The organism is Bradyrhizobium sp. CCGUVB1N3 (assembly GCF_024199925.1).
Lineage (GTDB): Bacteria > Pseudomonadota > Alphaproteobacteria > Rhizobiales > Xanthobacteraceae > Bradyrhizobium.
This window is the reverse complement of sequence record NZ_JANADR010000001.1, coordinates 8489365-8509153: the sequence shown is the minus strand read 5'-3', so window position 1 is coordinate 8509153 and position 19789 is coordinate 8489365. Positions and strand designations below refer to the sequence as shown.

Here is a 19789-nt window from a genome sequence, read left to right as displayed (position 1 = left end):
CCGAAAGGAAAAGGCCCGCCGTCACCGGCGGGCCTTGTTGTCTCGGCAGCTCATTCGGCCGCCATGATCTGCTCACCGGCTTCGTTATTGTGAGTGGCCGGCTCTTCTTCGTCTTCCAGTTTGTTTTCGCTGGGCTTCTCTGGAGTTTCCTCGATCGCAGATTCGGATGCCTGCTCCTCTCCAACGGTTTGGCCCGGCGTGCGCAGCGGTTCGGGCAGCCAGTCCGTGCCGGCGAGAAGGGTCTCCGCCTCGGCCGCCATGTCGCCCTTCTTCATATGCGCGATCCGATCGGCGGCGCGCTGGCCCTTCGCCTGCGCCACCGCCTGCAGGATGCGAGCCTTCGTCAGCCGGCCGAGGAAATTGTCCACGGTCGGTTTCCACCCTGCTGCAGCCATGTCGAGATCGATTGCTTGCGCGATCCGATCCGCATGGGCGAACGCCCGCGGCCGCCGATTCCACGGCTCGTACACGGCATTGACTGAGAGGCTGACGACGTGGGCGAAGAGGCCTGCCTGACTGTCACCGTCCCATTCCTGGAGCGCGTCCCAGAGCCCCGCCGACTCCTTCGGAAGGGCCTTCGCCCATCTCTCGTGCCGAGCACGGATGGCCTCGGCCGATGCGCTGTCGTTCAGCCCCGCCGCCTGCGTGCCGAAGCTGACGCTCTTCAAGTCAAGCTCGAGACAGCTATCCGAGCCGTAGCGATAGAAGGTCTTGAGCGTGAGCGCGTGCAAGGCCGCGACGAAGGCAACGTCCGGCCGCTCGCCCAGCGCGTGGCGAAGACCGAGCGTTCGGTGCGAGGTCAGTTCGGTCATCAGCCGGTCGGAGATGGGCGAAAGGTCCTCGTCCTCTTCAGGCTCGGCGCCGAGCTCGGCTGCCACGATGGCCTCGGCGCCTTCGTAGGTTGCGTCCATCACTCGCTCGGCCTCGCCGCTATCGGCGGGATGGGACTCTGGCTCCGCCGGCGGTTCGTGCTCGGGCCGGACATAGCCGCGCTCGACACGAAGCTGGCCGTCGGCATCGATGCTGACGAACGCGCCAGCGCGTGCGATTTCTGCTGGGTCGAACACGACGGGACGGTTCTCGAAGCCTTCCAATGCCGCTTCCAGCTCCGACAGCCGCTCGTCGACCTCGCTGCGCAGTTCGTTGCCGTCGGCGTATTCCTCGGACAGCCGATCGAACTCCGCCTGGAACGTGTCGCGGGTCGCCTCCTCCTCGGCCGTGAGCGCGACGGCTTCGCCGCGAAGCTGGCGCAGACCAAAGACATGGCCGTAGGCGAAGTCCGGCGCGACCTCGATCCATTTCCAGTCTTCGGCGGCGATCGTTTTGGCCTCCATCTTCAGTTTGTCGGCCACCATTCGCTCGATGAGCGCGACGTCCTGCAACCAGCCACCATCGTCGCCCTGGAACAGGTCGCGCAACACCGTACCGCCGGCCGCGACATAGGCATCCACGCCGACGAACTGCGCCCGCTTATCCGAGGCGCGCACGGCGCCCTCGGTCAGCATTCGGCGGATGACATGGGGCTGCTTGTCGTAGGCGGCCTTCAGCCGCTCGAGCACCTGTTCCTGACGCTCGTGGTCACCGGAAACGGTGAAGGCCATGAGCTGGTCGAGCGTCAAACCATCCTCGGCGTAGACGTCGAGTAGCGCTGGTGAGACCGACGCCAGCTTTAGGCGTTGCTTCACCACGTTGACCGAAACGAAGAATGCGGCGGCGATCTCCTCCTCGGACTGCCCCTTCTCACGAAGGGCGAGAAAGGCCCGGAATTGGTCGATCGGCAGGAGCGGGGCGCGTTGGACGTTTTCAGCGAGCGAGTCCTCTTCGGCGATCCCACCTTCGCGTATGACACAGGGCACGGCCGCGGTCTTGGCGAGGCGCTTCTGCTTCACGAGCAGCTCAAGCGCGCGATAGCGGCGCCCACCGGCCGGGATTTCGAACATGCCGGTCGGAGCGCCATCTGCGTCAACCACGGCTCGCACGCTGAGGCCTTGGAGCAGGCCGCGGCGGGCGATGTCTTCGGCCAGCTCCTCGATCGAGACGCTGGCTTTGATGCGCCGGACGTTCGACTGGCTGAGCACGAGCTTGTTGAAGGGAATGTCGCGCGAGGGAGAGAGAGTGATCTTCTGAACGGCAGTCGCCATGGGGTGATACTCCGCGACGGGCGGCCCAAAGACTCTCTCTGGACCTCCAACCCGTCAAAAACGCAGCGCCGCCCTCTTCCTCTTAAGGGCGGCGCCGCAAAGCCGACGATCAGGAAAGACGGAAAGGCACGAAGCCGGAGACACGCCGTTCCGCGTCTCCGGCTTTCCGGGAGTCAGGCTGCCCGGTCGAGCAGCTTCTTCGCGCGCGCCTCCAGATGGAGTCGCGCGTCCTGATGGGTCTTGTCCCGCGCGACCGCTGTGATGCCTTGCACGAAGTCGAAGACGCTCTCGGGCTTGCGTCCCTCTTCGGCGAGTACGGTCTCGATGATCTTCGCCGTCTCACTTTTGGAGAAGCCGCGCTTGCGCAGGAAGTCGCTCCGGTCCTCATCGGTCCGGGCAACGATCCGCTCCCGCGCCACCTTGATGCCGTTGACGAACGGGACGGCTGAGGAGTTGGCGAAGCGGGTTAGCGCCGGAGCCGCCTCGTGCGCGAATCGCGAGGCGGCGTACTTGGAGTGGCGGATGGTGATCTCCTCGAAATCCTCCACGCCCCACAAATTACGATTTTGACAAACTGCACGGAGATAGAAGCTCGCCATGCCGAGCGTCTTCGCCCCGACTTCCGAGTTCCAGCAGTAGAAGCCGCGGAAATAGAGATCGGGCAAACCGTCGGCCAGTCGGCCGGCCTCGATCGGGTTGAGGTCGTCGACGAGGAAAAGGAAGACGTCCCTGTCCGATCCATAGAGGGTGGTCGTGTCCTTGGAAATGTCGACACGGGGATTGTAGATCCCGGTTGACCAGTCGAGCACGCCCGGATAGATCGCGTCACCGAACTGTCCTGATAGTATTGTATCAGACAGTCGTGCAGACGCCCGAATCAAGCATCTCCAGGTAGCGTTGCGCCGGGAAAGCCGCGCAGGGCGGAGGCGTAGCCGAAGCCCGGAGCGGTTTTCCCGGCGCGGCGCCAATCCAAAGTCCGTTGGAGGCGCGATATGGCGATGATCGTGCGTGCTGCTCCTGGCTATCCACCAATCCCGCCCAATTTTCCCGTTCTCCTGTCCAATCAGATGCGGATCATCGAGCCTGCCTTCGCGTACATGATCGAGCAGGCTGAGTTACGGGCGCACTCGCCGGAGACGATCCGGACTTATGGCGAGCATCTTTACGACTGGTTCGACACGCTCGAGCAATCGGATCTGTCCTGGGACAAGGTCGATGAAGGTACCATTCTGGCGTACCGGAACAGGATGCTTGAGGGGCCGAGCCCATATACAGGAAGGCCTTTTGCCCGATCGACCATCAATGACAGGGTCCGGTCGGTCTGCCGCTTCTATGCCTGGGCGCATCGCCGCAAGATGATTGACGAGCTCCCGTTCAGCTATCGGGACGCACCGGCGGTCAGAACTGCGTCAAAGGGCTTCCTTGCACACGCAGCGGGCAAGCCCGCGCCGGGAAATATGCTGACGATCGCGGAATATGAAACGTTGCCTCGACCGCTGCGCGTCCGCGATCTTCACCGGTTGCTGGCAGCTCTCGACATGCCCTATCGGATGATTGCGGAATGGGCTGTGACCAGCGGCATGCGTCGAATGGAGCTGTGTGCGCTCACCGTGGATCAGGTGCCCCGCAGCGACAGGCTGCACAAGGAGGATCACCCGCTGGTGGGGATCCCACTCACCGTCACGAAGGGGAGCCGAAGGCGCACAATCTATCCACCGCTGAGACTCGTCGACCGCACCAACTGGTATATCGGAGAAGATCGCGCGGCGCTCATAGCGCGGTTGCGGCGGCGAGATTCAAGCTACGCGCCGCCGAATACGCTGTTCCTCAACAAGCGTGGCGCGCCAATCACCAAAGCCCGCCTGTCGGCCGCGTTCGCACGCGGCTTTGCCACAGCGGGGCTGGATGGCTCTGTCCACTGGCTCCGGCACGCCTTCGCAATGGTCATGCTGGTGCGGCTGCAAGCAGAAGCGCAACGCAATCCCGACATCAATCCACTCAAGGTCCTCCAGGTTCTGCTTGGGCATGCCTCGATCGAGACGACCGCAATTTATCTGCGCTGCGTCGAATTGCATGGAGAGGAGATCGGCGAAGCGATCGAATATCTCTACGGACGGGTGATCGACGATGCGTAGTGAGCGCCGTCGCATCGACCGTCGGCTATCGGATGAGGCCCAGCCAACGGTGGCGATCGAAAACGGGTCCATCGTACTGTTCCGAGACCCGTGGGGCGCGGCAGTGCAGCGGTTCGAGCTGGGGCAACTCAATCTCCCCGCCGAACTTGTTGCTCCCTATGCCGAGGCGTTCCGTGGGCATCATGCGGCGTCGTCACCTGCCACGCGTCACCAATGCTGGAACGCACTCAAGTTCTTTGCCCGCTTCCTGGCTGAAGGCGGCAGTGTTCGGGCTCCTTCCGATTTAACGACCGAATTGTTTGGCCGATACATATTGTGGCTGGACGCCTTGCCTTCACGAACCGGGAAACCCTGCGCTCTGGGCCTGCGTCACAATCGCTATCAGCCGGTCAAACTTCTGACCGAGTGGATAGCGAGGCGACGATCCGATCTGCTGCCGGTCCGGCCATCCTTCCCTTTTAACCCGTTCCCCGGACGGCATGCGTCGAAGGAAGGTCGCCGGCTGTCCGGCTCGCAGCTCAAGGCTATCTTGCGGGCCTGCTATGAAGAAATCGACGACGCGTGGGCGCTGTTCGAGGAAGGGCAGCGACTCCTAGCAGCCTCGGCAACAACTGGCGCTCCTGATGGACTTGAAGCGATGCTGCGAGAAATCCATCGCATCGGTCGTGGCGTGATGCCATCGCGTCGTACCTTGCCGGATTGGTTCGGTCGCAGGTTGCATCTTCATGGTGGGCACGACAGGTTCGAACGCCACCTTCATGCGACGCCCGACTGTCTGGCACCCTTCTTCATAGCCATTGCGATCCAGACGGCGGGAAACGCCGAGGCACTTCGGCTCATCGACCGCGATTGCATCGAGCCTCATCCCTTGATCGAACATCGGACGATGATCGACTGGCAGAAGGGCCGTGCCGGACACCTCGTTAAACGGGCGCAGCGCCGGTCCTTCGATCGCCGGCGGCGCTATGCGGTGCCCAACCTCATCGACAAACTGCTGAGAATGACCGCGCCGCTGGCGGCGCGCGCACCGGCGAGCGAAAGGGATCAGCTGTTCCTGATGCGCAGGCCAGGTCGGGACATCAGCGTCGTCCAGCGCACGACCCTTGAAGGCGCCATGGCTCGCTTTGTCGAGCGTGCAAACCGGCGTATCGATGCGTGGAACGCTGATCATCCCGATCAGCCGCGCGTGACACTGCCGAGCTTCCACACGAGGATGTTCCGGGGCAGCGTCGCCATCGAGCACTATCTGGCATCGGGCGGCGACGTGCGGGCAGCGCAGACCGTGCTCAATCATGGCAGTCCGGAACAGACGGATCGCTATATCAGGGGAGATCAAAGCCGAACGCTCGAGCACGAAACTATCTCCAGACTGCAAACGATGATGTTGTCCTGGATCCTCGGCACCCCTGGCGCGTCCGGAAAAAGTACTCCTGCATCGCCGGCGGCCGCGGAGGCATTTGGCCATCGCTGTTCCGATCCAACGGCTGGTGGGGAAAAGCTCTGCCCGCACTTCGGCGGATGCCTGTCTTGCCCCGGCTTGGTTGTACCGCTCGATGCCGCGCATCTCGCGCGCATCCTTCTGACGATAGAGCAACTGGAGAAGGCGCGCACGCGCCTCGACCCGCAACGGTGGGCGGTGATCTATAAGCCCAGCCACGATCTTTTGGTCGAGAATATCCTGCCCGACTTCCCTACCGAACTTCATGGTGACGCGCGCGCCCTGATGCCTTCGTTGCCCGCCTTGCTGGCGCTGGAGTGAAACGATGGTTCAGGTTGCAGTGAACCGACGAACTGCTTCAGTCCTGCCGCGCTCGATCTCCTCGACCTCGAGCTGGGATGACGACACATGGCGCCTCGACCTCACCCGGCCAGGCGTGACCGACTGTAGTCGAACGATCGATTGGACGTTCGAACTTCCTGACGGCAGCCGGTTCAGCGACCCTGCATGGACTGTGCTGCGCGAGGCCGTCAAATGCTTCCTGTGGTCGCTCAGAACAGACCCGCCGGCGGGCAAGCGAAGGCTTGGACCTGGCTCCCTGATCTCGATCTTCAACCAGATGCGCGTTCTGGTCTGCTGGATGGTCAGTGAAGGGTATCACCGCTTCAATGAGCTTGATGCTGATGCTGCCGCCCAGTTCATAACCACGCTGAGGGAACGACCGGGGCGGAAGGGCGAAGCGCTGTCGCTTGCCACCCGGGCTGGGTATCTGTCTACGTTGGTGCGCCTCCATGCTCAACGGGAGAAACTGGTCGACGGCGTTCCCGATGATCTTCGGCGGTTCCTGGATGAGTGCGGCCCCCGACTTCCCCGTCTCGATCGAGAGGGTCGACGCCTCCCCTATACACCGGACAAGGTGGCAACGGCGCTGATCGGCGGTGCATTGCGGCTCATCGGCACAGCGGCCGAGGATGTGATAACGCTCCGCGATTGGCGGCGGTTGCCTATGCCTACCGGCTTGACGACAGGCCGACGTCTGCGGGGGAACAGCAAGCTCGGCAGATGCTCGACGACTTCTCGTTCTCCACCTTGTCGAATGAAGACTGTCCCTGGCACGCACCGGTCGTCCAGTTGAAGGACGTCCACGCCTTGATCGAGCGCATCTATGATGCCTGCTTCGTCGTAATCGCCTGGCTCGTTGGCGCCCGCGTCTCGGAAATCCTCGGGCTCGAGGCAGGGTGCATAGAGCGCCATATCGGTCCTGATGGCCAGGAGGTCACCTATCTGCACGGACGGATATACAAGATGGCGACAGGCGATGGTGGCCAGCCCCATCGCTGGATCGCACCCGAACCCGTGGTCCGCGCCGTCGACGTACTGGAGCGGCTGTCAGCCCCGATCCGCAAGAAGCTTGAGACAAGCAATCTGTGGATGCTGACGCGGGATCGGACCTTGCTGCGACGGCGGATCCGCATCCCGCACAGCGGCACCTTCGGCGTTCGATTGAACAGCAGCTTCCGAAAGATGCTCGACCTGCCGCTCCATCAAGGAAAACCTTGGCATCTGAACGCGCATCAGGGAAGGAAGACGTTCGCACGCTTCATTGGCAAGCGGGACAGAACAGGCCTTCATGCCCTCCAGGAGCATCTTGGGCACGTCAGCCGGGTGATGACCGATTCCGCTTATGTGGGTACGGACTTCGAACTCGCCGAATTGATCAACGACGAGATCCTGAAGGAAACACGGGCAGCGCTGGAGGATCTTCTGACGGCATCAAATCTGTCAGGCCATGCCGGGCGCATGATCGCGTCGCGGTCACCATTCCGGGGCCGCACGCGTGATGGCGACCTCGGAGAATATATTGACTTCATCCTGAAAGACAGCGGGATGGTGCTCGGCGTGTGTGACTGGGGTTACTGCCTCTATCGTCGCGAGCATTCCGCCTGTCAGGGTGATGACCATGGTCCGAATGAAGTCCTGCGAACACAGAGTGTATGCGCTCGCTGCGCCAACTTCGCCGTGAGCGAGCGCCATAGAGCCGTGTGGAAAGATCGGCAGGTACGCAATACTCAGTTGCTTGAGCATCCTGCCCTCGACGGTGAAAGCCGGAAACTCGCCCAAGAGCGCATTCTCGAATGTGACCGAATCCTCCGGGGGCTGGATGGGGAGAGCGATGATGCCCGCCGATAAGACGGGCATCACGCCCCAGCAGAAGCGCCGGGATGCGACTGCCCATCGCCTGCGCGCAGCGTTGGCGCGGTTGTTGGCGCGGGAGGGAAACGCGAAGCTATCCGTCGCCAACCTTGCGCGTGAAGCGGGCATTGGACGCAATGCGATCTACGTCAATCATCGCGATGTCATTGCTGAGTTGCTTCAAGCAGCTTCGTCTCGGGTCGACGCTGCCGCGGCACCAAAAGAAGCGCCAGAAACGGACTGGCGCGCCGTCGCAATCGAGTTGAGGGAGCAGGTTCGCGGGCTAGCAACCGAGAACGCGAGGTTGCTCAAGTGCGCGCAGGACGCAGAACTGGCAACTGCGCGCGTCGAGAGAAGGGCCGCGAAACTTGATGCGGAACTGCGGGCGTTGCGGTCTCCAGTGCATCTGCATGGCACGAAGCCGAACGCCCGCAACCGTTGATCAGGCTGCCGATTCAAGCTGTGCTGGCTGCTGCGCGTGCATCCAGTCGGCCGCTTGCTGCGCCTTGCTGGCTGCCGTGAAGATGGCGCGGGAATCATCCTTCAGCACGTCGATCCACGAGGCAATATACGCTGCATGATCGGCACGTGGATGGTGGGCGATGCCCAGATCGGCAAGGATAAGCCCGCTGAGAATCTCCACACAGCATTCCTCGGCAGCATAGGCAGCCGAGCCGAACCGGCCCGAGAGATCGCGGTCAAGCCGGTGCTTTGCCCCTGAGGCGTGTCCGTTCTCATGCGTCCAGACCCCATAGAAAGACGCGGCATCGCGGAAGGAAGCAAAGTCCGGCATGAACACCGTGTCCGATGACGGGAGGTAGTAAGCCTCCGAACCGCCGAAGACGGTCTTGATGCCGAGGTTGGCGATGAATGCCTCGGCATGCGCTAGGCGCTCGCTCTCCGACAGGACGTCCGCCTGCGGCTGCGCATATCCGTCCACCTGAGCGACGTTGAACACCGAGAACGCCCGGGCGAACATCCGGCGGTGGCCACCATCATCACTGTCATCGTCGTCGGCCGACTCGAACGAAGCGATCTGCTTCCACAACACCACAGTCGTCGAGCGCTCTCCCTTGCGTACCTGCGCGCCGACGTTCTGCCACTGCCGATAAGTACCCCATAGGCCATCAGCGTAACCGCCGGCCATGGCTGCGTGCCAAAGGGCCAACGTGTTTATGCCTCGGTAGCGCTTGCCGGAAGCGACATTGGTCGGACGGGCAGCGCTCGTCCCGTTGTGGAACCATGGCGCGCACCACTCGCCGGCACCTTGCTCGATTGCCGCGATGATCTCGGCGGTGATGCGGCCGTAGACATCGGCCCGATCTCGAAACGCCATGATCAGGCCCTCCCTGCGCAGGAGGTCTCAGCGTTCAAGAATACAGTTGCAACATGACCTAAGCCCGGCACCTTCCACCGCGTATCGCCCGTGCCATTGCCGGCGATGCGCTGCACGGCCGCCACGAGTGCATGATCAAAGATACGCCCGTATTCAGGGCCTGTAACAGCGCGAAGCTCAACGCGACCATCTTCGATCTCGAGCGTCTTCACTTGCTCGGCGGAATGGGAGGTCAAGCCGTACTGCAGGTTGATGCCGGCGAGCGGCGCCGGAAGCTGCCGGAGGTAGGCCGCTGGCGCTCCGACAAGGCCCGCGAGTTGGCTGAAGCTCCAGTGGGTCGGTGCGATCGGCGCATCGCAGCCGGGCAGTATCAGCGCCAGGCGCTCAGCATTGTCGCGGCTGGCCTCCACCCGGATCGCTGCGCTCTCGACCGTTCGGGTCCGGCTGCGCTCGGTCCGTCGGTGCATGGCGGCGTAGAGGTCTGACAGCGACAGATAGCGCTCGTCCGCCGGCCGTGAAAACCACTCCGAGGATACGCGGCCGATGCGCTCGCCGCGGGTTACGTCCACCTTGTAGCCGCCGACTCGGTCGCGGCCAGCGCTCAGAACTTCGCCTTGAGTCATGGGTCATCTCCATGACGGGCGCCGGAGGCCTCTCCTCCAGCCCTCAACTCGTCACGGCGAAGCCCGTCCACCCTCTCACTCTCATGGGGCGTTGCGGGGCTCTCCCGCAGAGGAGGCGGCCGAGACCATAGGCTCGGGCGTAGGGGGAGGCTTTCCCCTCAAAGGCGCACCGCCGGAATTCAGCATGTCAGGATCGGCGTATTTCCGCCCTTCCGGCCGTTTCCGCCGACTTGGCCTGTCTATTCAGTTCATCGCAAGAGAAACAAAGTCTCAATCTTGCCGATATTCGTCACGCGAATCGAACTCTGAAAAATCGGTCAGCGTGTCGCAGCGGATGCTGTAGCACATTTGCGAGGCTTCCTGAAAATGCGTGCCGCGCAGATACACCGTTGCATCTGTTGAGTGATAGACTGCGACCCTTGCTCAACTGGCGATTGACGTGGACAAACCACGGGGAGAGCGGGGTATCGTGCCGTTCGCCTGGGCCGCCGAGCGGATGCTCGGTTAATTCTAGAGTGAGGGACGCTGCCCATGACCAACATATTGGCTGGCGCGAATACATGCGGTCAGGAGCTGTATCGAATCGGGCAACCTGCGGGGAAAATCAGTTCCCGTCATTGCTAGTATGCCGCACAGCGGCACGTTCGTTCCGCCATCGATCGCGAATGCATTTACGCCACTTCATCGAGCGTGGCTGAGAAACACTGATTGGTATCTCCCAATGGCCTACGATTTTCTGCCTGAGTTGGGCGTTACGACTATCGAGGCTAAACACAGTCGATACGTCACTGACCTAAATCGGGATCCGGAAGGACTGTTATTTGGCTCATTCCACGAAGCTGTCATCTTCGACTCGATGTTTGATGGAACGCCGATCTATCAGGAGCTCCCGGAAACACTGAGTCTTCGTCAACGATTGGTCGACTACCACTCATCCTTACCATGAAGAGCTGTCCAATATCATCGGACACCTGCTGACCTTGCATAAGCGGGTTCTGCTTCTTGATCTTCACTCTTTTTTCGGCCCCATTGAAGACGATGTCTGCGTCGGTGACCTACGGGGTGTATCGTGTCGGCAAGAGACGACCAATCTCGCCATCAATGCCTTCGAACGACAACGCTTCCGGACGGTCTGCAACGAGCCCTTCTCGGGCGGTTATTTGATTAGGGATACTGCGACTCTTCGACGGAGACGCTACAGATCGAGCTACGCTACACAACGTATCTGGACTGCAGTCACATAGACGAGCCTATCCGACCGCGAATCGATCCAATACAGCTTCAGCACTTAAAACCGCGACTTCGCGATGTGTTCAAAGAGATTATCGATCTGTGGTGCGGGATGTAGCGGGCCAGTGCAGCGCGCGGCTGGTTTGCCGGGGCTGGCGAGCGCGCGCCACTCGGTCTTCAGACGCGGACAAAGTCGACGAGTTCGTCAATGAGGCGAAGATTGATGGACCGGATGCCGCTCACAACCCGCGTCTGCGCATCGGATTTATAATCTGAGCTCCGGTGAAATCCCTCTCGTTATCCGTTACGACAGTACATTCGTTAGCCGCCGCAATGGCTGCGATGATCATGTCGAGCCCACTGCGCGGCCGTCCGGCGACTTTGCCCTCCGCCATCAGGCGCGCCCAGACAAGCCCGGCCTTCTCGTCGAATGGCAGAATGCGGCCCGCGAACAGGGCCTGAGGCCCATCCGGGCCGGAGAACCACGCATCGAGAGCGTCCCGTTTTTTCCCGCGCGGCTTTTCAAGGATGCCGCGCCGGATTTCCGCGACCGTAAGCGATGCGATGAACAGATCCTCATCTCGCTGTGCTGCCATCCAAGCCAGTAGCGGCTCTGACGGCTGCGGCTTGACGACGTTACTGATGATGTTGGTGTCGAGAAGATAGCGCGTCACAGGTCGACCTTGCGCCCTTCTTCGCGTGGGCGCGTCAGGTCGAGATCGGCGCCAACGAGCGGAGAGCGACGCAATGCGTCCAAGATGCCACCGGGCTTGGAGGGTTCGCCAGAAACGGCCTGTTGAACCGTGCGCCGGAGACTACCAGCTTCCGGGCCTTCCTCGATCAGCTTGCGCGCAAGCGCTCTGATGAGGTCGCGATCGGTCTCGAGGGCGTGGAGTTCGAACCGCACAATGCCACGCTTCGTCAGCCGGGATCGGTAATTTTCGATCGCCCTTTTCTGTGCGCTTTTGCTCACTGATCGCCTCCATCGTATAGCTGGTTATATAGCCGAATTTTCGGTTCGCGGCAAGGCCGCGACTCTTTTGTGACCCCGCGAGCGGCAGAGGTGGAAGAAATGATAGGAGGGCGGAGCTGTGCGCTCTTAGCAATCACGCAAGTGGCGGTTCGGACGGTCATCACGAAAATATTTTTTGTGCGCTCGACTTTGCGATCTCCCGATCTGCTACGCCTCGCATGTCGGATCAGCGCGTGGCTACGATGCAACGCATTGAATTATGAGATGTTTTTCCTTGTCTTGGGGCCGCAATTCGTCATCTTTGTCGGGATGCGGAGCGATCCGCGCAATGGCAAGGACGCGGCGGTGGCACTCCAAATTAGCCGAATTCCCTACGTCTGGTGCGTGCGCTTTCACCTTCGTCCTTGTCTGCTCCCATGTTCTATCGACTTCTGTCAAAGGAGGGAGAAGTGACGCGGCGTTGCGGACTTATGCATATGCGCCTGCCGAACAGTCCCCAGAGGATGGAGCCACCCTATTCTTCGACCGAGGTTGCGATGGCGATAGGCGTCTCACTGGACACGTTCTATCGCACGCGCCAAAGCCGGCACGAGCGCGACGGCTTGCCAGCGCCGATCAGCGAACGCGGACCGCTCAAATGGGAGCGTACTGGCTTCGACGCCTGGCTGACTCGGCATCATCCCATGCGCCCGAAGACGATCGCTAATGACGCATTCGCGCCACCGCCGGCGGCAAGCGACGAAGAACATCGCGAGCGCCTGAGAGTGGCCTATGGGCACAATGGCGCTTGACATTAAAGATGGTGCTAGATTCCAATGGCTGCCTTTCCTTTACTTCGGCGCCGAGGCTTCTATGGCCAATCCGAAATTCCCCTATGTGAAGTGGCGTGACGGCCGTCCGCGCTCGTCGCATGGCGCTTACGCGAGGGCACTCGGCTTTGTCGATACGGACCTGCGCCATCCGCCCCACGATGAAAAGGGCCGCCCGGTCGGCGCATGGTTCAATCTACAGGAGGCCTCCGACTTTTCCGACAGACGAAGCTCGGAAATTGAGGCGGCGCGGCGCGCTGGCAAACTGCCCAAAAAGATTACTGTACGGAAGCGTGCCACTATTGAGGATCTTCTGGACGACTGGAGCAAATCGGAGGAGTTCAAGGCATTGTCCTCCGCCTCGCAATCGTCCTATCGCAAGTGCATCTCAGCTATTCTCTATCGGCCGCAGACGCGCGAAGCTGCTGCGAGAATGCGCGCCGAGATTCGTGCTGCCAGACTTCTGGGCGTTGCCGAGCCCACGCGCGAACTCGAGGCGATCGCCACCGCAACACCATCGTCGATCGGTAAACCCGAGTTCCGAGCGTTCTACAACTATGCGAAGTCGGTACGCGGCCATCATATGGCGCTGGCGATGATCGCGACGCTGTCAGCCGCGTTTACTTGGGGCCAAGAAAGCATCCTGTGGCGCCTCGGACCCAACCCGCGGGAGGGCATGGAGTTCGATCATCCGGACGGCCGCATCGTGTTGGTCGCGATGCGAGAATTTTCCGCGTGGGTTGCCGCGGCCGATGCGATCGATCGGGCCTCGATCGGCGACAGCTTCTATCTGGCGCTGTTCACCGGGCAGCGCCAGACCGACCGGTTGATTATGCGCGACGAGAGCGACGCTGCGGGACGGCATGCGTTCCGGCAAAGCAAGACTGGCGAACTCGTCGACATCAAGGAGGCGCCTCAACTTAGTACACGGCTAAACGTTTCGCGGGCGCGGATAAAGGCGCTTAAGCTACGGCTTCAACTTGAGACGGTGCCGCTCGAGTTCGTTGTCAATGAGGACACCGGTGAGCCTTATGACGAGAGCACCTACCGCCATTGGGTGTCGACCGCGCGTGCCGTAGCCGTGTTCGGGTTTCTCGCACGCGATACCGTGCGCCGGGCGATCGTCCGCGCGGAGCGACTGACCACGGAATTGATCAGTACCGTCGACGGGCTGTTCGCGCCCTTCCCTCTCGATGAAGGGAACAAAGCGCAGCGCGCTCGCGCAATCGATCAACGCGCGCGAGCGTTGGCGGGATGGCTGGAGGCGCAGGCGGCGCGCGACAGCAATGGCGATGGCGGAGCATGGCGCCTGAAGCCGTGCCCGTCGCTGATGTTCGTCAATGGCGCCGGCGAACTCGACCAGAAACACGACCAGGACCTGCGCGATACCTGCGTGATGCTGCTTGATCGCGCCGGCTGCGACCTCCTGACGATCTGCGACATCACGGGGCACTCGTACCGAAGCGCGCAGACCATCGTGAAGCATTACCGTGCTCGCAATGCCGATCGGGCCGATACCGGCATCGACCGCCTCGAATTGCAGGTGCGCAAAGAAGGGATGAAGGGCTGATCGCCGACCGGCCGAATCTCATTTCGGCTGGTTGTAGCGTGCACGATGCAGCGGTGCTTGCGTGGTAATATTCTGGGTCTCGGACGATGACGAATGCCGTCCCGTCGATCGCCCGTGCCGAGCGCTAACCAACTTGGCGCTGTCAACGTAATTTCGCAGTCGGCCCATCAGCTTCAGCATCTCCTGGCCGGAAGATACTTCGCTATGCGAACCATCTCTCGAGAACACACCAAGAACTTCGTCGGCTCGTCGCATGGCGTGCGACGTGCGACCAGAAAAAACGTCGCACGAGACCAGTTTTGTTCTCGGCGACCTTCCCGTAACCTATTGAAAAAGAGGAAGTTTTGTTTGGTGGGCGCACCAGGGCTCGAACCTGGGACCCGCTGATTAAGAGTCAGCTGCTCTACCAACTGAGCTATGCGCCCGAAAGGCGGCTAATGCCTTGCGAGGCCGGTCGTTTAGCAAAGCGATCCCGGGAAGGCAAGCGATGTGGACGAGGTTTTCCAAGTCTTCATGGCCGGGTCCCAAAAAGAGAAAAGCCGCTGGATTCCAGCGGCTTCGCTCGCGTTGCCCGGAGAATTGCGGGGCCTTACAGGCGGCCGCCCTCCCGGTCCGGCCCGCCATCCCGGTCGCTGCCATGGAAGCGGTCCATGCCGCGGTCCATCATGCGGTCCATGCGGTGCTCCATGAAGCGGTGACGCCAGCCCTCCTCGCCGCCAAACGGGCCCTGGTGGCGGGTCAGAACGGCCAGGCGCCGCTTCTGGCCCTCATCCAGGGTTTTGTAGAGGGGATCGGCGGCATCGGCGATCTTCTTTAGCGCCGTGGACGTGGCACCCATGTCGTCAGCGCGCTGGCGCAGGCGGGCGACCGGATCATCCTGCTTGTCGGCATCGCCGGGGCCAGCGTTCATCCGCGCATTGGCGCGATCGATGCGCAGCTTGGCGAAATCGCGCACGGCGGCCTCGACCGGCGGCCACAGCTTCTCCTGGTCGGCATTCAGCTTCAACCCGGCATGCACGGCAGCGATGCGCGCATCGACCAAGGCGGCGCGATCTTCCGGATTCATGCGCATGTGACGCATGTGGTCGGAGAAACGGTGATATTGCGCGTAGACAGCGCCGGAGCCGGCGATGCTGAGCACCGCGATGGCGGCGATGGCGAACTTCCTCATACGAACCTCCTCTTCCAAGGTTCCCTGAAGATGGGCGCCATTTGCACCGTGTTCAACTTACAACTTCGATAGAGAGGCCAGTCTTACCAAGATGTAATCCGAAGATATATCCAAACACCGCTTTGCAAACACCGCTTCCATTGTCGCAGTTTGAAATTATTCGCAACAATGACCGCCAAAACGAATGAAGGGCTTCCGCGTCGCGCACGGAAGCCCTTCTCGCATTGCAACGGCGCGAGCTCAGTTCGTCGCGCTCTTCGCTTCCTTCTGGAATTCGTCGATCAACGGCTGGCCGACGCGGCCCGCGGCATCCTTGTAGACCGGCTCCATCGCCTTGCGCATCGCCTCGTCCTGCTCCGACGTCAGCGAGATGATCTCGTTCTTGCCGCTCTTCTTGATCTCGGCGAGCGCGTCGTCGTTCTCCTTCTGGGACTGCGCGTTGTTGAAGTCGGTCGCTTCCTTCATGGCCTTCGCAAGCTGGTCGCGGACATCGGCGGGCAGGTCGTCCCAGAACTTCTTGTTCACGATCACAACGTAGCCGATGTAGCCATGATTGGTCTGGGTAATGTACTTCTGCACCTCGTGCATTTTCTGGGTGTAGATGTTGGACCAGGTATTCTCCTGCCCGTCGACGACGCCGGTCTGGAGCGCCTGGTAGACCTCGGAGAACGCCATCACCTGCGGCAGCGATCCCAGCGCCTTGAACTGCGCCTGGAGCACGCGCGAGGACTGGATGCGGAATTTCACGCCCTGATAGTCGGCCGGCGTGATGAGTTTCTTGTTGGCGCTCATCTGCTTGAAGCCGTTGTCCCAATAGGCAAGGCCGGTGATGCCCTTGGAGTCCAGCAGCTTGAGCAGCCTCGCGCCAAGCGGTCCCTCCGTCACCTTCCGCAGCGTCTTCAGGTCGGGAAGGATGTAGGGCAGGTCGAATACCTCGAACTCGCGGATGCCGAGCGGACCAAACTTGGAGTTCGACGGCGCCAGCATCTGCACGCTGCCGAGCTGGAGAGCCTCGAGCTCTTCCTTGTCCTTGTAGAGCGTCGAGTTCGGATAGACCTCGATCTTCACCTTGCCGCCGGTGTACTTCTCGGCGAGCTCCTTGAACTTCTCGGCCGCCTTGCCCTTCGGCGTATCGGTTGCGACGACGTGGCTGAACTTGATGACGATCGGGTCGGCGGCTGCCGGACCGGCAAGCCCCAGAACCAAAGCCGCGACGGATGCCGCGATCGCGAAAGTGCGCATGATCTCTCCCTTGTTATTGTTTGGGCCGCCCCGCGCGCGGGCGGCCGATCCTTATGCCGGCTGCATCAATAGCGGCTCGCTTCCGCAGCCGCTATTGGCCGTTAGCAGGGCTGCTATCTCTTATCACGGTCATTCCGGGGCGATGCGACGGGACCGCACTAGCGCGGCCCGGAGCATCGAACCCGGAATGACAAGCTTCGCTTGTCAGCTCGCCGCCGCCGTCGTCACCGTATCGCGCTGGCGCTTCATGACGATCTTGTTGAGCGCGCCGAGATAGGCCTTGGCGGAGGCCACCAGCGTGTCCGGATCCGCCGCGCGCGCCGTCATCGAACGGCCGTCATGGGACAGACGGACCGACACTTCGGCCTGCGCGTCCGTGCCTTCGGTCACGGCGTGAACCTGGTACAGCTCGAGCTTGGCCTCGTGCGGCACCAGCGCCTTGATGCAGTTGAAGACGGCATCGACCGGACCATTGCCCTCGGCTTCCTCGATCCTGGTCTGGCCGTCGACGTCGAGCTTCATGGTCGCGCGCTGCGGGCCATGGGTGCCGGCGATCACGGTCAGCGAGGTCAGCTTGATGCGATCGTGCGAGGCCGCCATTTCCTCGTCGACCAGCGCCTCGATGTCCTCGTCGTAGATGTCCTTCTTGCGGTCGGCCAGCGCCTTCATCCGCGCGAACGCATCTTCCAGCTGGTTGGGGCCGAGCTTGTAGCCCATCTCCTCCAGCTTGTGGATGAAGGCATGGCGGCCGGAATGTTTGCCGAGCACCAGCGACGACTGCTTCAGGCCGACCATCTCGGGCCGCATGATCTCGTAGGTCGAAGCGTCCTTCAGCACGCCGTCCTGATGGATGCCGCTCTCATGCGCGAAGGCATTACGGCCGACGATCGCCTTGTTGTACTGCACCGGGAACGAAGTCGCCGCCGACACCACCTTCGAGGCGCGGGTGAGCTGCGTGGTGTCGATCTTGTTCCAGTACGGGAATTTGTCGTTGCGCACGTTGATCGCCATCACGATCTCTTCGAGGGCGGCATTGCCCGCACGCTCGCCGATGCCGTTGATGGTGCACTCGACCTGACGCGCGCCGCCGACGATGCCGGCCAGCGAGTTCGCAACGGCCATGCCGAGGTCGTTATGGCAGTGCACGGAGAACACCGCCTTGTCTGAATTCGGCACCCGCTCGATGAGCGTCTTCATGAAGTGGGTGTACTCGTCCGGCGTAGTGTAGCCGACGGTGTCGGGGATGTTCACCGTGGTGGCGCCGGCCTTGATGACGGCCTCGACGATGCGGCAGAGAAAGTCCATCTCGCTGCGGGTGCCGTCCTCAGCCGACCATTCGACGTCGTCGATCAGATTGCGGGCGCGCGCGACCATGGCAACCGAGGTCTCGATCACTTGCTCCGGGGCCTTGTTCAACTTCACCCGCATATGCAGCGGCGAGGTCGCGATCACGGTGTGGACGCGGCCACGCTTGGCGAATTTCACCGCTTCGGCGCAACGGTCGATGTCGGCCGGATGCGCGCGCGACAGGCCGGCGATGACGGCATTCTTGGAGCGGCGCGCGATCTCGCTCACCGCCTGGAAGTCGCCTTCGGAGGTGATGGGGAAGCCGGCTTCGATCACGTCGACGCCCATATCGTCGAGCAGTTCGGCAACCTCGAGCTTCTCCTCGAACGTCATGGTGGCGCCGGGGCACTGCTCGCCGTCGCGCAGGGTGGTGTCGAAAATGATGACGCGGTCCTTCTCGGACTTGTTCACGGTGGCCATTTCGAAATTTCCTTTAAGCTGGTGCGCCCTTCAGTTGGCTCGAGCGCTTGAGGTGTCCGGTGATCTCGTACAACCCCTGAGTGCCCAGGCGCGTTCGCCCAGCCGGCCCTCAGGGGCAGGTAAGAAGGAGCTCGCCAAGAAGGAGGGTGGGCAGGATCGCGGGCCGGGACGCGGCGGTGCAGACGGCCAGAGCCGCCTCCCCCGAAATCCCGTCATTTTGGCCGCGAATCAGCATTGCCAGACCCTTTGAGCCACAAAATCCTCGGCCAAAACCGTTGACGGTTCGTTGCCGGGAGGCTCGTTGAGGCGTTTCTAGACGAGAAATGGCTGAAACTGCAACGCCAAAAGATGGTCAGGGTAACTGACCTGATTGAGGTGCGCATCGGCCGACCCAACCCGGTCTTTCCCCTCGCCGCCGCCTCCATCAAACGCAAAGCGCCCGTCACGAAAAGCTCATGAAGACGGCAAAGCCTGCGTCGCGCGCTCGCGCTACATCGGGGCGCGGCATGGCCGGGCCGCGCCGGCCGATGGGAGGCGGCATCATGCTTGGCATCCGTATTGCGTGGCTCATCTTGTGGGTTGGTCTCGCCGCCAATCCGGTGACGGCAGCGCAGCCCGAATGGCTGGAGGGGGTGCGCCAGGGCGGCCACGTCATCGTGTTCCGACACGGTCCGACCTATGCGAACCAGGCCGACACCGATCCGCTCAACATGAAAAACGTCGCGGCCCAGCGGCAACTCACCGAGGAAGGGCGTGTGCAGGCCACGGCGGTCGGAGCTGCGATGCACAGGCTCGGCATTCCCGTCAGCGCGGTCATCACGAGCACGTTCCAGCGCGCGGTCGACACCGGCACGCTGCTCGGCTTCGGCACTGTCACGGCATCCGTAGACGTTACCGAGGGCGGTCTCGTGGTGTCGCCCGATGAGAACAACCGCCGCGCCCAGGCGCTGCGCAAGCTCGCGGCCACGCCGCCGCCCGCAGGCGGCAATCTCGTCATCGTCTCGCACAAGCCGAACCTCATGGACGCTTTCGGCAAGGACTGGTTCGACGTGCGCGAGGGCGAGGCTTCGGTGTTCAAGCCCGATGGCGCCGGCGGAGCGAAGCTGATCGTTCGCATCGGTGCAGGCGAATGGAGCAAGCTGGCGGAGACGATGCGGTGAA

The 19789-nt window shown here is 62.0% G+C and carries 16 protein-coding genes, 1 tRNA gene, 3 pseudogenes and 1 riboswitch; of the genes and pseudogenes, 10 read left to right on the top strand and 10 right to left on the bottom strand.

What is annotated here, in order from left to right:
* Positions 1–50: 50 nt before the first annotated feature.
* On the bottom strand, positions 51–2141 hold the full coding sequence (locus tag NLM33_RS40155) for a ParB/RepB/Spo0J family partition protein (RefSeq protein WP_254103953.1): 2091 nt from the start codon (positions 2139–2141) through the stop codon (positions 51–53).
* A gap of 173 nt (positions 2142–2314) precedes the next feature.
* Positions 2315–2956 (bottom strand): annotated as a pseudogene (locus NLM33_RS40150) (DUF932 domain-containing protein); the annotation flags it as partial.
* Positions 2957–3133: 177 nt separating this feature from the next.
* Here NLM33_RS40150 and NLM33_RS40145 point away from each other — a divergent pair.
* From NLM33_RS40145 to NLM33_RS40125, 5 genes are read left to right on the top strand one after another with little or no spacing between them, the layout of a single operon-like run.
* A complete protein-coding gene (locus NLM33_RS40145; protein WP_254103105.1) occupies positions 3134–4276 on the top strand; it encodes a tyrosine-type recombinase/integrase in 1143 nt (380 codons plus the stop codon).
* Entirely contained in the window at positions 4269–6035 is a 1767-nt protein-coding gene (locus NLM33_RS40140; RefSeq protein ID WP_254103104.1) for a site-specific integrase, read from the top strand. The genes NLM33_RS40145 and NLM33_RS40140 overlap by 8 nt, the downstream gene beginning before the upstream one ends.
* Before the next feature lie 4 nt (positions 6036–6039).
* Complete coding sequence (locus tag NLM33_RS40135) at positions 6040–6849, top strand: hypothetical protein (protein ID WP_254103103.1); 810 nt, start codon at positions 6040–6042, stop codon at positions 6847–6849.
* On the top strand, positions 6777–7904 hold the full coding sequence (locus NLM33_RS40130; RefSeq protein ID WP_254103102.1) for a hypothetical protein: 1128 nt from the start codon (positions 6777–6779) through the stop codon (positions 7902–7904). Before NLM33_RS40135 ends, NLM33_RS40130 begins: the two co-directional genes overlap by 73 nt.
* Entirely contained in the window at positions 7891–8349 is a 459-nt protein-coding gene (locus tag NLM33_RS40125; protein ID WP_254103101.1) for a TetR family transcriptional regulator, read from the top strand. The genes NLM33_RS40130 and NLM33_RS40125 overlap by 14 nt, the downstream gene beginning before the upstream one ends.
* Here the strand turns inward: NLM33_RS40125 and NLM33_RS40120 are convergent, their stop codons facing one another.
* Positions 8350–9243, bottom strand: coding sequence for an ArdC family protein (locus NLM33_RS40120; RefSeq protein ID WP_254103100.1), 894 nt, complete (start codon positions 9241–9243; stop codon positions 8350–8352).
* 59 nt (positions 9244–9302) lie between these two features.
* Positions 9303–9866, bottom strand: a pseudogene (locus tag NLM33_RS40115) (DUF932 domain-containing protein); the annotation flags it as partial.
* A gap of 413 nt (positions 9867–10279) precedes the next feature.
* A riboswitch (ZMP/ZTP riboswitch) is annotated at positions 10280–10359 on the top strand.
* Between the two features lie 54 nt (positions 10360–10413).
* On the opposite strand from NLM33_RS40115, the gene NLM33_RS49945 reads away from it, so the two are divergent.
* Positions 10414–10812: an N-formylglutamate amidohydrolase gene (locus NLM33_RS49945; RefSeq protein WP_371930166.1), complete on the top strand. Its 399-nt coding sequence runs from the start codon at positions 10414–10416 to the stop codon at positions 10810–10812.
* Positions 10811–11110 (top strand): annotated as a pseudogene (locus NLM33_RS49940) (N-formylglutamate amidohydrolase); the annotation flags it as partial. The gene NLM33_RS49945 and the pseudogene NLM33_RS49940, both read left to right, overlap by 2 nt.
* A 225-nt stretch (positions 11111–11335) precedes the next feature.
* Here the strand turns inward: NLM33_RS49940 and NLM33_RS40110 are convergent.
* Together NLM33_RS40110 and NLM33_RS40105 are read right to left on the bottom strand one after the other, a co-directional pair.
* Positions 11336–11770: a PIN domain-containing protein gene (locus NLM33_RS40110; RefSeq protein ID WP_254103952.1), complete on the bottom strand. Its 435-nt coding sequence runs from the start codon at positions 11768–11770 to the stop codon at positions 11336–11338.
* A complete protein-coding gene (locus NLM33_RS40105) occupies positions 11767–12069 on the bottom strand; it encodes a hypothetical protein (RefSeq protein ID WP_254103951.1) in 303 nt (100 codons plus the stop codon). The genes NLM33_RS40110 and NLM33_RS40105 overlap by 4 nt, the downstream gene beginning before the upstream one ends.
* 536 nt (positions 12070–12605) lie before the next feature.
* On the opposite strand from NLM33_RS40105, the gene NLM33_RS40100 reads away from it, so the two are divergent.
* Positions 12606–12860 (top strand): hypothetical protein, encoded by a 255-nt coding sequence (locus NLM33_RS40100; protein ID WP_254103950.1) that lies wholly within the window; start codon positions 12606–12608, stop codon positions 12858–12860.
* The gene (locus NLM33_RS40095; protein WP_254103949.1) at positions 12841–14448 is read left to right on the top strand and encodes a hypothetical protein; all 1608 of its coding nucleotides are present in this window, start codon (positions 12841–12843) and stop codon (positions 14446–14448) included. The genes NLM33_RS40100 and NLM33_RS40095 overlap by 20 nt, the downstream gene beginning before the upstream one ends.
* A gap of 349 nt (positions 14449–14797) precedes the next feature.
* Here the strand turns inward: NLM33_RS40095 and NLM33_RS40090 are convergent.
* The 4 genes from NLM33_RS40090 to NLM33_RS40075 all read right to left on the bottom strand — a co-directional run bounded on the left by NLM33_RS40090 (position 14798) and on the right by NLM33_RS40075 (position 18628).
* Positions 14798–14873: transfer RNA gene (locus NLM33_RS40090), tRNA-Lys, on the bottom strand.
* Positions 14874–15037: 164 nt separating this feature from the next.
* On the bottom strand, positions 15038–15619 hold the full coding sequence (locus NLM33_RS40085) for a Spy/CpxP family protein refolding chaperone (RefSeq protein WP_254103947.1): 582 nt from the start codon (positions 15617–15619) through the stop codon (positions 15038–15040).
* Between the two features lie 240 nt (positions 15620–15859).
* Positions 15860–16861 (bottom strand): TRAP transporter substrate-binding protein, encoded by a 1002-nt coding sequence (locus tag NLM33_RS40080; RefSeq protein ID WP_254103945.1) that lies wholly within the window; start codon positions 16859–16861, stop codon positions 15860–15862.
* Positions 16862–17065: 204 nt separating this feature from the next.
* Entirely contained in the window at positions 17066–18628 is a 1563-nt protein-coding gene (locus tag NLM33_RS40075; RefSeq protein ID WP_254103943.1) for a 2-isopropylmalate synthase, read from the bottom strand.
* Positions 18629–19083: 455 nt separating this feature from the next.
* Here NLM33_RS40075 and NLM33_RS40070 point away from each other — a divergent pair, with 455 nt between their 5' ends.
* Positions 19084–19788, top strand: a complete 705-nt coding sequence (locus NLM33_RS40070) for a histidine phosphatase family protein (RefSeq protein ID WP_254103942.1) — start codon at positions 19084–19086, stop codon at positions 19786–19788.
* Position 19789 lies beyond the last annotated feature (1 nt).